This is a genomic window from Bacteroides bouchesdurhonensis, from assembly GCF_900155865.1.
Taxonomy (GTDB): Bacteria; Bacteroidota; Bacteroidia; order Bacteroidales; family Bacteroidaceae; genus Bacteroides; species Bacteroides bouchesdurhonensis.
The window spans coordinates 1,320,349-1,333,025 of the sequence record NZ_LT707006.1 but is presented as its reverse complement, the minus strand read 5'-3'; the positions used below and the strand labels follow the sequence as shown (position 1 = coordinate 1,333,025).

The following is a 12,677-nucleotide window of genomic DNA, read 5'->3' as shown; positions in this document are numbered from 1 at the left end:
TAAAAAAGGTAAAATTAAGTACTAACTATATTCTTACACAATATTATATTTGCACTCACTGATTAAATATCTTCAACTTTTCCATACGAAACACTCACTTCTAACATTTAACATAACACTTCTTTTCCAATTCTCAAAAAAACACTACCTTTGTGCCGTTAAGGTTCTTTCCGATAGGTATCTCTATGGAAAGATTAAAAGGGAATGCCGTGTAAACCGGCAACAGTTCTCGCTGCTGTAAATTTCACTTCTCCTATTAATAGGGGAATATATAGAGACAAAAAGCCACTGGTCTCAACAAGATTGGGAAGGCATATCTATTAAGAAATGAGTCAGAAGACCTACCTATACAGAAAAAGGAATAACTCTTGCGAGCAACGGGAGTGCCGATGATCATTGTCTTCATATCAGATAGCATTTCATCTATCATATAAAAACAATATTGTCTGACGCAGCTTTTGTTTGCTTTCTTTTGCGAGACAATAATTTATTAACTATATATGAAACGTATGAAAAAGTATCTTCTCTTTTTAGTTACAGTATGCCTGTTGGCTGCTTGTTCGGATGATGATTCAATCCCCAAAGGAAAATCTTCTTTAACGATTACCGCTGCATCTATTGAAGACTTCAATTATGCAGAAAGTAGAACTTTTGAAGTTAAACTGCAAGATGTAAATTCAACTGCTATCAAACAACCTGAAGGATGGAACGCTTCTCTCAAAGATGGTCTCCTGACAGTGGTTGCCCCTCAAAAAGGAACTGCTAATATTTCAAAAAGCGGTAAAATCGAAATCGTTGCTACCGGAAATGATCAATCGACTTTGAATGCTTCTTTCGAAGTAAAGGTATTCCATTATGTAACTTTTGAGAATGCAGATGAGAGTTATTTGGCAGGCCCGACTTCATACGGAGAAAATCTCTATTCGAATTATACAGGCGAGTATCTTTACGGAGGATACGACGATCTAGAATCCGGTTTATTCTTCCATACCAGTAACGAATTCTATAATGGAGGTATTGCAATCTCTCAATGGAATGACAAAGAAACAAAGTTATACACCAATCAATGTAGTGTATATTATGGCGACCATAACCAGAAAAACGGTGGGCATAACCATTCTAAAACATTTGCTGTCGCTTATTACAGTTCTTTTTCAGGAGAAGAAGCAACTTCTATAGATTTTATAGACGACAATGCAGAATATATCATTGACCATTTGTACATAGCCAACAGCAGTTATGCTGCACTTTCTATGTTGCAAGGTGATAATACAGCTAAAAAGTTTTCCTTTGAAGATAAGGATTGGCTTAAAATAACAATCCAAGGATTTAATGCAGCAGGTGAAAAGACAAGTAAAGTAGAGGCTTATCTAGCTGATTTTCGCAAGTCAGATGCAGGAGGTGTGCTAACCGACTGGAAACGTGTAGATCTATCATCATTGGGTAAAGTACACAAAATCCAATTCTCTATGAATAGTTCTGATATCGGAGATTATGGAATGAATACTCCAGCCTATTTTTGTATAGATGATATAGCTGTCGCATTATAAGCAAGAAAGAGATTCTTTAAAATCTATTCAATACCTTAAGTAAGGAAGAACAGCATTGGTCTTCCTTACTTTACCTCATTAAAAAGATAATCATCTAAGAAAAGATAACTATCTTTGCACCCACGAAAGTGGTTCTCTGAAAGAGACAAAAGGAAATACCGTAATAATCGGTAACAGTAGCCGCTGCTGTATTTTCCCGCATGGATTACAAAATCATGCAATTTGGAGCACATTGCCACTGGAAATCTTCTCTGGGAAGGTGCTACCGAATAAGGGAATAAGTCAGAAGACCTGCCTCTTTCGTTTGCATTTTACTCCTGCGGCATTCAGGAAGTAGGTCATTAACCCTTTTTCTCACATACATTATGTGTCAGAAAGACTTTTTCTATTGACATGTATCTTAGTTTGCCGCTCACTGTAAATTCAATTATTACTTTGGTTAATAATTCCGAAGAATAAATGTGTCAACGATACATAGATTCTGGAAAACAACAGATTATGAAGCAAAAGACTCCGTTCATTATTCCCATCCTTCTTTTATTCTTTGCCGTAGCATCGTGCATGGACTATGATCCATTTGACAAAAAGCCTTTTGAAATTTCCGGCAACGGATTATTTATCACCAATGAAGGGAATTTTCAATATGGCAATGCCAGCCTTTCCTATTATAATCCCGAAACCCAAAAGATAGAAAATGATGTTTTCTTTCGTGCAAATGGGAGAAAATTGGGTGATGTAGCGCAATCAATGACTGTACACGACGGCAAAGGTTATGTAGTAGTCAATAATTCCGGAGTAGTATATGTGATAGACTTGCAAACTTTTGAGATATTGGGCGGTATCACAAATTTAACTTCCCCTCGTTACATACATTTTGTAAGTGATACAAAAGCATACATTACCGATCTATATGCCTCAGCAATTACCATATTCAATCCTCAAACTTTACAAAAGACAGGAACCATCGAAACGAAAGGACATCAATCGACAGAACAAATGGTACAATACGGAAAATATGTATTCACAAACTGTTGGTCTTATGACAACAAAATACTGGTGATAGATACTGAAACAGACCAAGTGGTAAACGAAATCACCGTAGGCACACAGCCTACATCACTCGTCCTCGATAAATACGGACAAATATGGACAATAACCGATGGTGGCTATGAAGGTAGTCCTTATAGTTACGAAGAGCCTACTCTTTATAAGATAGATGCCGCTTCACAAAAAGCTACTAGATTTTACAGTTTTAACAAAGAAAAAAGAGCATCTGAAGTAGTATTAAACGGTGAACGAGATACTCTATATTTCATTTCAGAAGATATCTGGCGCATGGATGTAACTGATTCTCGGGTTCCAGTGCGTCCTTTTCTTAAAGCACCGGCAAACAATAGTATTTATTATGGGCTAACAGTAGATCCCAACACATCTGAAGTATATGTGGCAGATGCTATAGATTACCAACAACCAGGAGTTATCTATCGCTTTACTCCCAAAGGAGAACCAGTAGATACATTTAAAGTTGGCATTACACCAGGTGCCTTTTGCTTTCAATATAACAATCAATAAACATGGAAGATAAAATAAAGATAAGCATAGTACTTCTATTCTGTTGTATCTTCTCTATTCAGGGGCAGGACAATAAAGTGGCATGGCAACTACGTCTGGATACAATAACGATTATTGGTAAACGCCCATTTAAAGATATTGGAACCACAAAAACCGTACTCGACACTCTTATCCTTCGCGAAAGTATCACTAACAGCTTAGCGGATATATTGTCACAAAACACCTCTATTTTTATTAAAAGTTATGGTAGAGGAACTATGGCAACCGCTTCTTTCCGCGGCACCTCTCCTTCTCACACACAGGTACTATGGAACGGAATGAATATCAATTCTCCAATGATGGGACAAGTAGACTTCTCACTTATTCCGTCATATTTTGTTGATGATATGAGTTTGTGGCACGGCGCAAGTTCAGTGAATGTATCCGGCAGTGGTTTGGGAGGTGCAATTACATTAGGGACAAGCCCGGAAAAATTTAAAGGATATGATTTAAAATTCATACAAGGTATCAGCAGTTACCGAACATTTGATGATTTTCTTCATTTCCGTTATGGAGGAGAAAAATGGCAAAGTTCCACTCGCATCTATTTAGCACACTCAAAAAATGATTTTAAATACACCAATTATGAAAAAGCAATAATAAACGATGATGGCAGTTATAATAAGGACTTTGAAGAAACCAAAAATAAGAATTGCCAATACCAAGACTTTCATATATTACAAGAGCTTTACTATGACCGTAAAGATGGCAATAAATTTTCACTTGCTGCCTGGCTTATGAATTCCAATCGTGGTATTCCAATGCTTACTACCGACCAACGCAATGACAATGATTATAAAACTCGCCAAAAAGAAACGACTTTTCGCGGAGTAGGCGGTTGGGATAAAGCCTCAGAAAAATTAAAGATATCCAGTAAATTGGGATATACATATACTCATATGTTATACACGTATGATATTAGAATAGGCGAAGAGCAAATGAGTAGAATGCAAGATGCAAGCAGCTATATTTATTCGGGGTTTGTATCAGGAAATGCTGAATATCTTCCATCTGAGAAATGGATGATAGGTGGATACATAGATGGAAAATTCAATTATGTAGATAGTAAGAATTTAGAAGTAAATGCTTACCATCCAGGATATCAAGAGACTCGTCCCGAGGCAACAGCACTTGCAACAATACGCTATCGTCCTTGTTCCCGTATAGGGCTGGCTGTTGACTTACGAGAGACATTCTACGATGACAAATTCACTCCTTTCATACCAGCCGGTTTTCTTGACATAACACTTTGGCCACGCTATGGATTGATGTTTAAAGCTTCTATAGCGCGCAATTACCGTTACCCTACTCTGAACGATCTTTATTTTCAACCCGGCGGAAATCCGGACTTATTATCTGAAAAAGGATTCACATATGATACAGGAGTCGAATTTACATTAAAATCGGACGAATGTTTCTCATTAAAAGGAGAAATTACCGCTTTCGACTCCTATATTGACAATTGGATTTTATGGGTGGTTCATCCTAAAGGCTATTGGACTCCTCGTAACATAAAACAAGTTCATAGTTATGGTATCGAACTTAAAGGAAAGGCATCATTGCGATTAGGCGACTGGACATTGTGGCTGGATGCCAACTGGAATCATACAAAAGCTATTAACAACGGAGATCCGGTTGGTACGGAAGATGTATCTGTAGGGAAACAACTTGTTTATATTCCCGAATATTCATCCGCTGTTATGGGACAATTAAGTTGGAAAGATTTCTATCTAATCTATAAATATAATTATTATAGTAAAAGATACACTACTTCAAGTAATGAACTGTATACCAGACGAGATGAATTAATTCCTTACTATATGAACGACATTTCTTTAGAAAAAAGGTTCAGATGGAAACAGACTGCTGTATCTATTAAAGCTTCTGTTTACAATCTATTCAATGAAGAATATGTATCAGTATTAAGTCGTCCAATGCCAAGGAGAAACTATGGTTTAACAATCTGTATCAATCCACGATGGAAAAAATAAGATAGGAAAGAATATAATAATTATAGAATCAGCCCATACAATATGACAAAATATTCTATTTCATACTTCCCAATGCTCTGCCTATTTTTTCTGGCTAGTTGCATACCCAGTAAAAAAACATCTTTGGAAGCATTCCAACATGAATTATATACTCCACAATATGCTTCCGGATTCAAAATACTAGGTGCGGACAATATCGAAAGTACCTTGATACAAGTATCCAACCCATGGCAAGGATCCAAAGATGTGGAAATGTATTATTTCATTTCCCGTCATGGAGAACGTCCTCCTACAGGGTTTACCGGACCTGTAATTTCCGCCGGGGCCAAACGTATCGTTTGTATGGCCTCATCTTACATTGCCATGTTTGATATATTGGGACAGACCGACCGGATTATTGGCGTATCCGGTATTGATTATATATCCAATCCCTACATTCGGGCACATAAAGATTCAATTAAAGATATGGGCGCAGAGATCAATTATGAATTATTACTAGGATTAAAACCGGATGTCGTCCTATTATACGGTATTGGAGATGAACAAACAGCCGTAACGGATAAACTGAAAGAACTATTTATCCCTTATATGTATGTTGGCGAATACCTTGAAGAATCACCACTTGGAAAAGCTGAATGGCTCGTTGCCCTATCTGAAATAACAGACAGCCGGGAAAAGGGTATCGAAGTATTTCAGGAAATACCCAAACGCTATTATGCACTCAAATCCCTTACAGATTCAATAACCCAGTGCCCAACAGTCATGTTCAATACACCTTGGAACGACAGTTGGGTTATGCCTTCAACTCAAAGTTACATGGCACAACTAGTTACCGATGCGGGTGCGGACTACATCTATAAAGAGAATAATTCCAATATTTCCTCTCCTATCGGACTGGAAACAGCATACGGACTTATACAAAAAGCAGATTTTTGGATTAATCTAGGTTCTGTTTCTACATTGGATGAATTAAAAATTGTGAATCCTAAATTCGCAGATGCAAAAGCAGTACAAGAAAGGGCTGTATATAACAATAATTTACGACTCACTCCGACAGGTGGCAATGATTATTGGGAATCCGCAGTAGTGCATCCAGACATTGTACTACGTGACCTCATTCATATTTTCCATCCGGAACTTGTATCCGATTCACTTTATTATTATAGACATTTAGAATGAAACAGAATCGCAGAGCCACATCACTCTTATTCATCGTTTTAGGGATAGTTGCTATATTATTAATAATAACAGATATGGTAACAGGGGACACCTTCATACCAGTTTCCAAAATATGGGCGGTATTTACGGGAGGCGAATGTGATGAAATGACACGCAACATTTTACTTTCTATCCGATTATTACGAGTAATAGTTGCAGCTCTGATCGGTGTAGCTCTTTCGGTGAGTGGCTTACAGATGCAGACGGTATTTCAAAATCCACTGGCAGACCCTTATCTACTCGGTGTAAGCTCCGGTGCCGGTTTAGGAGTAGCATTATTTATATTAGGTGCTCCATTACTAGGCTGGGCTGAATTTCCATTATTACAATCACTGGGAGTCGTAGGTTCGGGCTGGATAGGTGCAGTTGTTATTTTAGTGGGTGTGGCCATCATCAGCCAGAAAGTTAAAAACATTTTGGGTGTTCTGATTATGGGAGTAATGATCGGTTATGTAGCAGGTGCTATTATTCAAATATTACAATATTTGAGTTCTGCTGAACAATTGAAAATGTTTACTTTATGGTCAATGGGATCGCTTAGCCATATTACTGTTACCCAACTATGTATAATGATCCCCATGTTATTTATTGGATTACTAATTTCCATTGCTTGTATCAAATCACTTAATTTATTGTTGTTAGGTGAGAATTATGCCCGTAGTATGGGAATGAACATTAAACGTTCACGCACGCTAATCTTCTTATCTACTGCTCTATTGACCGGAACAGTAACTGCCTTTTGCGGTCCCGTAGGGTTCATTGGTCTAGCCGTTCCACACATCACACGACTATTATTCAATAATGCTGACCATCGAGTACTAGTACCAGGCACGATGCTGACAGGCCTGATCAGTATGTTACTTTGTGACATTATCGCGAAGAAGTTTTTATTACCGGTCAATTGTATTACTGCCTTACTGGGAGTGCCGGTTATTTTATGGGTAATAGCTAAAAATCTGCGTATAATCAAATGATTCAATTCAAAGAACTTACACTAGGATATGGACAGCGTACGCTGTTGGATAAAGTTTCCACTCAAATTGCAGGAAGCCAACTTATCGCTTTATTAGGACGCAATGGTACGGGAAAAAGCACACTACTTCGTGCCATAATGGGATTGGAAAAGCCTTTGAAAGGAGAAATTCTTCTTAAAAATAAAAATATTTCGTTACTCAAGCCGGAAGAACTTGCGCGTAATATTAGCTTTGTAACCACTGATAAAGTGCGTATTGCCAATTTACGTTGTGAAGATGTCGTGTCATTAGGTCGTGCTCCTTATACCAACTGGCTGGGACAATTGCAACCGGAAGATAAAGAACGGGTAGACGAAGCCATGCGATTGGTAGGTATGACTGATTATGCTGAAAAGACCATGGATAAAATGTCAGACGGAGAGTGCCAACGTATCATGATTGCAAGAGCACTTGCTCAAGATACTCCCGTCATTCTGCTCGATGAGCCGACAGCTTTCCTCGATTTGCCTAACCGCTATGAGCTGTGTCTGCTCCTCAAGAAATTGGCAGAGAAAAAAGGAAAATGTATCATCTTCTCCACGCATGATCTGGATATCGCTCTATCTCTTTGTGACTCTATCATGTTGATAGACAATCCGCAATTATACTCCCTTCTTACTCCCGAAATGATAACTAGCGGACATATCGAAAGACTTTTCCGGAACGAGTCTGTCACGTTCGATGCTCAGGAGATGAGAGTACGCATAAAATAAACATACCCTTCAATCAGGGTTATCCATAAATTCTCCTTCTTGATCTGCGAGTTGTTTTCAGATAGCCTTATCAACTATCTGAATAAAAGGGAATCGTGTGAAAATACCGATTACTTTTACCACAGTGGGAGGAGACTTTAAAGAGATCAGCCTATAAAAATTACCAATTGGTAATTTTTATCTCACCTGTTCAGTCTACCTTTGCAATCGTTTTCAAAATAATAAAAGATAAAAAGGTATGAAAGATAGTATTGATCTCGGTAGCATGGACATCTCTAAGTTGTTCCGTAAATTACTGATTCCTACGGTATTGGGAATGGTATTCTCTGCTATATTTGTAATCACTGACGGCATATTCGTAGGTAAAGGAATAGGTAGTGATGCATTAGCAGCCGTTAATATTACCGCTCCTCTGTTTATGATCACTACTGGTATCGGACTGATGTTCGGAGTTGGAGCTTCGGTAGTAGCCTCCATTCATCTGTCCCAAGGAAAACGCAAAGTGGCGAGTATCAATATTACTCAAGCACTGGCTGTTTCAGCAATCACCATATTAGTGATGTCAGCTCTATGCTTTTATTTTGTGGAACCATTGGCACGATTACTCGGAAGTTCTGAGAGACTAATGCCTGACGTAGTGGAGTATATGATCTGGTATGTTCCTTTCCTTGTCTTTTATGTACTATTAAATGCCGGCATGTTCTACATCCGTTTGGACGGTTCACCCAATTATGCTATGTTATGCAATGTAGTTTCTGCTGTGCTAAACATCATACTTGATTATATTTTCATTTTCGAATTCGGTTGGGGATTAATGGGTGCTGCGTTTGCTACCAGTCTGGGGATTACCGTCGGAAGCCTGATGACAATTGTTTATCTCACCGGATATTCCCGTCACATTAGACTTTACCGTATTAAATTAAGCCCCAAAAGTCTGTTGCTAACCATACGTAACATTGGCTATATGATCAAACTGGGTACTTCTGCATTTATCAGTGAAGCCTCCATCGCCTGTATGATGTTTCTGGGAAATTACGTATTCATCCGTCACCTGGGAGAAGATGGAGTAGCTGCATTCAGTATTGTCTGCTACTTCTTCCCAATTATTTTCATGGTATATAATGCGATTGCACAATCCGCCCAACCAATTATCAGCTATAATTTCGGAGCTGATTTACCGATACGTGTACGCGAGACTCTTTATCTTTCCATACGGACGGCCTTACTGTGTGGAATATGTTTTTTCGCGATTACTGCTCTTTGTAGCCAATACATTGCCGCTCTATTCATTGATCGTAGTTACGCAGCTTTTGAGATTGCTGAAAAAGGAATTCCTTATTTTGCAATCGGTTACATCTTCTTCGCATTCAATATGGTGGGAATAGGTTATTATCAAAGTATTGAACGGGCAAGAAGAGCCACAATTATTACGCTTCTCCGGGGAGTTATCTTTATGTTAATAGGATTTTTCGCATTACCTCCTTTTCTGGGAGTACCGGGTATATGGCTGGCTGTGCCTTTAGCAGAGTTATTAACTACAATCTATATTATCGGAGTTTATCTGAAAGATCATCGAATTAAGAAATGAGTAGCAAAATCTGAAGATGGAGATTGCATAACACATAAGAGTTTCATAATAGCTTAAGCAAAACATATATTGAATTTTGTTTTTGCTACTCTGACATCTATAATTGGAACATAAAAATTATCATTAAAATTTATCGGATAGACCATTCCTTTGTACGCCAATGATCCGTATCTTTGCAATATGAATATATTTATAGAGAAACTTTGCAATAAGTACAAAGTATCAGAAGCCAATGTACAACTTTTACTGGAATGCATGGAAGAAGTACATTTCAACAAAAAAGAATTAATTGTACGGGAAGGTACAAAGAACAGTAACCTTTATTTAATAAAGAAAGGTATCTGGCGAGGATATTATCATAAAGACGGAGTAGATACAACGATATGGTTTGCCTCTGAAGGAGAAGCTGCTTTTTCCGTTTGGGGATACGTAGATAATGCCTATTCATTAATCAATATTGAAGCAATGTGTGACAGTACAGCTTATTGCGTTTCTCGCTCAGTTCTGAACAATTTGTTTTCTTCTTCCATCGAGTTAGCGAATTTGGGACTTAGTCTGATGGAACGTCAATTCCTTGGACAAGAGAACTGGCTAATCAGTACAGGAAGTCCACGAGCAAAAGAACGTTATCTTACACTTATTAAAGAGACTCCGGAATTATTGCAGTATGTACCTTTAAAATATATTGCATCTTACCTATGGATAACTCCTCAATCACTAAGTAGAATACGAGCGTCCTTGTAATCAGTCTTTTTCCAACTATAGGCATACCTAAATTAGATTAAATAATCACTTCATAAATTGAATACGACTATGAGTAAGTTTCTCGCCACTAGTTTCAGATATTTAGTAATCAGCCTCCTACTGTTGATATGTTTCCACCCTTTAATTCAGGGGGCAAATAAAAAAATCAAAAATAACAACTGGGAAATCTCTTATCAGCCTTCTACCCGTACTATTGATTATAGTTACAAAGGACAAAATATACTGAAAGGAACATTCGTAAAAGCAAAGGTAAACACAACAGAGATCAGAAGTTGTGATTTCAAAACCACAGAAATCCAAAAAGAGAAAATTAATGATGGGGTGGGAAAAGGAAAGAAATACACAATCACCTACTCTGACGGTCCCCTATCCAATATCAAGATAGAACAAAATTACTATTTCTACCCGGACAAAGAATATTTTCTTACTGAAGTATGGCTCTGCTCTGCCAACGAAAAGATAACAAGTAATTATATAGCTCCTGTATATACCTCGGAGAAAAACTCTTTTTTACCCCAAGATTCCACTAATAGAGTGTTGCGTGTGCCATATGATAATGATGCTTTCGTAAGTTACTTATCCGCTCCATTAAAAGAGGAAGGTATTTCCTTTGAAGTAACCGCAATATTCAATGGAATCAGCAGAAATGGATTGGTGATCGGTTCAGTAGAACATGATACTTGGAAAACAGGCATCCGCTATCAAGGAGAGAATGACCGATATATTACTCATCTTGAATGTTTTGGAGGGGTAACTCATGAACTAACCCGCGATATCAGCGATCGATCGGATCGTCCTTCTAAAGAACATGGAAGTGTTCGGGGAACAAGGCTGAAATCACCCCAAATATTTGTAGGTTATTTCAATGACTGGCGAAAAGGTATGGAAAAATTCGGAGAAATGAATGCAACGATTACTCCTCCCCGTCAATGGAATTCGGGAACTCCTTTCGGATGGAACAGTTGGGCCGCCATGGCTACAAAGGTAAATTACGAGGGAGCTGTTGATATTGCCGATTTCATCAAACAAGAGTTACAGCCCAATAGTTTTGAAAATGACAATACCGTTTATATCGGGCTGGATTCTTTCTGGGATAATTTCAATGAAGAACAATTAATAGCTTTTGCCCGACATTGCAAAGAAAATGGTCAGAAAGCCGGGATTTATTGGTGTCCTTTTTCGGACTGGTTCGGTAATGCGGATGTTTTCGTTGAAGGGACCGACCAACAATGGAAATACAAAGACATCTACCTATATGCAAATGGAAAACCTCGTAAAATAGAATCACTGGCAGTAGATCCTACCCATCCGGGAACGAAGTTACGGATGAAGCATTATATAGAAAAGTTTAAAAAATGGGGATATACTTATATAAAACTAGATTTTATCAATAACGGTTCTTTAGAAGCCGATTCATTCTATAATCCCAATGTTACTACGGGTACGCAAGCATACAATGAAGGGATGAAATACTTATCTGAATTATGTGGTAATGATATGTTCATGGCTCTATCCATTGCCCCTGTTTTTCCGGCTCAATACGGAAATTCCCGTAGAATTAGTTGCGACACTTGGGGAGCGATGAGCGAGCAAGGTTGGGGAACTACAAACTACATGCTCAATAGCCTGTCTTTCGGCTGGTGGTTGGATCGCGTATACACGTTTAATGATGCAGACCATATTTTATTGCATAAACCGGAAGAAGCCGAGAATTATAAAGAAGGAGCCAATCGTGCAAGAATTACTTCTGCTGTCATCACCGGAATATACATGTTAGGAGATAATTTCAGTACCAAAGGCTCAATACCGGGAAGTGAAGAAGCTCGAAGAAAAGCAGCATCTTTGGTCACCAACAAAGAGATTAATAAGATTGCCCGATTGGGGAAATCCTTTTATCCAGTAGAAGGATATACAGCACAGAGCCCGGAAAAAGCAGAAAGCATCTATATGATGGAAACCGATAACTACACTTATATTGTCATTTTCAATTTCGACATTACTTCTGTGAAGGAAGGTTGTTTGGACATGAGAAGAATCGGATACTCCCCTAATAAACACATTCAAGGAAAAGAATTATGGACCTCTACTCCTGTTATTTCTGATCACAAAGGTCTTCAGTATTCTGTTCCGCCACAGGATGTGAGAGTTTACCGAATCAAAAAATAAAAAGTAAAATATCTTTTTTGACTACTCATCCTTATTGCCAGTAATTCCGGACAGCTCTCAGC

At 38.1% G+C, this 12,677-nt stretch carries 9 protein-coding genes and 2 riboswitches; all 9 genes read left to right on the top strand.

Translation table 11 applies throughout. The features are described 5' to 3' along the window. Positions 1-144 precede the first annotated feature (144 nt). A riboswitch (cobalamin riboswitch) is annotated at positions 145-363 on the top strand. Positions 364-509: 146 nt separating this feature from the next. Further along, positions 510-1,550, top strand: a complete 1,041-nt coding sequence (locus CZ225_RS05390; protein WP_077153259.1) for a DUF4465 domain-containing protein — start codon at positions 510-512, stop codon at positions 1,548-1,550. Positions 1,551-1,662: 112 nt separating this feature from the next. After that, positions 1,663-1,863, top strand: a riboswitch (cobalamin riboswitch). 185 nt (positions 1,864-2,048) lie between these two features. Next, on the top strand, positions 2,049-3,122 hold the full coding sequence (locus tag CZ225_RS05385; RefSeq protein WP_077155707.1) for a YncE family protein: 1,074 nt from the start codon (positions 2,049-2,051) through the stop codon (positions 3,120-3,122). Positions 3,123-3,124: 2 nt separating this feature from the next. Continuing rightward, positions 3,125-5,152 (top strand): TonB-dependent receptor, encoded by a 2,028-nt coding sequence (locus CZ225_RS05380; protein WP_083714588.1) that lies wholly within the window; start codon positions 3,125-3,127, stop codon positions 5,150-5,152. A gap of 42 nt (positions 5,153-5,194) precedes the next feature. Beyond that, the gene (locus CZ225_RS05375) at positions 5,195-6,331 is read left to right on the top strand and encodes an ABC transporter substrate-binding protein (RefSeq protein WP_077153258.1); all 1,137 of its coding nucleotides are present in this window, start codon (positions 5,195-5,197) and stop codon (positions 6,329-6,331) included. Next, positions 6,328-7,344, top strand: a complete 1,017-nt coding sequence (locus CZ225_RS05370; RefSeq protein WP_077153257.1) for a FecCD family ABC transporter permease — start codon at positions 6,328-6,330, stop codon at positions 7,342-7,344. Before CZ225_RS05375 ends, CZ225_RS05370 begins: the two co-directional genes overlap by 4 nt. Beyond that, on the top strand, positions 7,341-8,096 hold the full coding sequence (locus tag CZ225_RS05365; protein WP_077153256.1) for an ABC transporter ATP-binding protein: 756 nt from the start codon (positions 7,341-7,343) through the stop codon (positions 8,094-8,096). Before CZ225_RS05370 ends, CZ225_RS05365 begins: the two co-directional genes overlap by 4 nt. Before the next feature lie 238 nt (positions 8,097-8,334). Then, on the top strand, positions 8,335-9,684 hold the full coding sequence (locus CZ225_RS05360) for an MATE family efflux transporter (RefSeq protein WP_077153255.1): 1,350 nt from the start codon (positions 8,335-8,337) through the stop codon (positions 9,682-9,684). Positions 9,685-9,864: 180 nt separating this feature from the next. After that, positions 9,865-10,428 carry a Crp/Fnr family transcriptional regulator gene (locus tag CZ225_RS05355; protein WP_077155705.1) on the top strand — a complete coding sequence of 188 codons (564 nt, stop codon included), beginning with the start codon at positions 9,865-9,867 and terminating at the stop codon, positions 10,426-10,428. Between the two features lie 69 nt (positions 10,429-10,497). Continuing rightward, positions 10,498-12,615, top strand: a complete 2,118-nt coding sequence (locus CZ225_RS05350; RefSeq protein ID WP_200800544.1) for a hypothetical protein — start codon at positions 10,498-10,500, stop codon at positions 12,613-12,615. Positions 12,616-12,677 lie beyond the last annotated feature (62 nt).